The sequence below is a fragment of the Methylibium sp. T29-B genome (assembly GCF_000576225.1).
Lineage (GTDB): Bacteria > Pseudomonadota > Gammaproteobacteria > Burkholderiales > Burkholderiaceae_C > Methylibium > Methylibium petroleiphilum.
The window spans coordinates 1-957 of the sequence record NZ_AZSN01000374.1 but is presented as its reverse complement, the minus strand read 5'-3'; the positions used below and the strand labels follow the sequence as shown (position 1 = coordinate 957).

The 957-nt window shown below is 74.3% G+C and carries 2 pseudogenes; both read right to left on the bottom strand.

The annotated features are described in order from the left end of the window. Window positions 1-319, bottom strand: a pseudogene (locus Y694_RS22020) (hypothetical protein); the annotation flags it as partial. Window positions 320-326: 7 nt separating this feature from the next. Further along, a pseudogene (locus Y694_RS25165) lies at window positions 327-957 on the bottom strand (peptidoglycan-binding protein); the annotation flags it as partial.

Here is a 957-nt window from a genome sequence, read left to right as displayed (position 1 = left end):
CGCGCCGGGCCACCTCGGGAGCCGGAGCCACCGCGGGCGCCGTCGCCACCGGCGGTGCGGCCGTCTCGACCGGTGGCGGCGGTGTCACCACGGCCTCCTTCGTGGTGTCGCGACCGAGCAGCAGCCACAGCAGCGGGCCGATCAGGCCCACCGAGGCACCGACGATGATCCACAGCCAGGGTCGGGGACGCGAAGGCGAGCCGGCCGCCATCGCGGCCGAATCGGGCGGCACCGGCTGCGCATGCAGGTCGGGCAACGCGCCGCGTTCGCGATCGCGTTCGGCGTCGGCCTTGCGGAGGGCTTCGAGGATGTAGGACATCGGTACGTCACTCGGTCTGCAGGCGGGGCTCGTCCACGCCGGTGGCGCGGTTGAGCTGCATCAGTGTGATCGGCCCGGCCAGACCATCCGGTGCCAGACCCTGGGTGGACTGGAAGGCGGCGATGCGCGGCTTGAGCGCCGCCGCCGACGTCTCGCCCGGTGCGGCGTCGCCGGCCGCGGTGGCCAGCCGTGCGGCCAGCCAGTCGGCGGGGATGGCCGCCTTGCCCGCCGCGGCAACGGTGTAGCCCGGCGGCACGCGCCACAGTGTCGTGAAATCGCCGCGCCACAGGCGCGTGAAGGAACCGAGCGTGAGGGTCTGCGCGACGCCGCCCATGCGCAGCGTCGCGCTCTGCGCCGTGAGGCCGGTGAGCTGTGCATAGACCGGCTGCCCGGCCGCGTCATTCAGGCTCACGATGCCGGGCCGACCGAGCAACCGCACCAGCGCGAGATTGCTGCGACCCGCGTGGCAGTGCACCTGCTGCGCCGGCACGAGCAGGCAGGGGTCGCCGTCGTCGGCCAGGCTCAGCTTCCAGGCCGGCGCCAGCTCCCGCAGCGCCTCGTTCGGGTCGCGCACCAGGGTCTTGAACTGCGCCTGCAGATCGGCAGCGGCCAGCGCCAGCGGCGCCGACGCCGAGGCG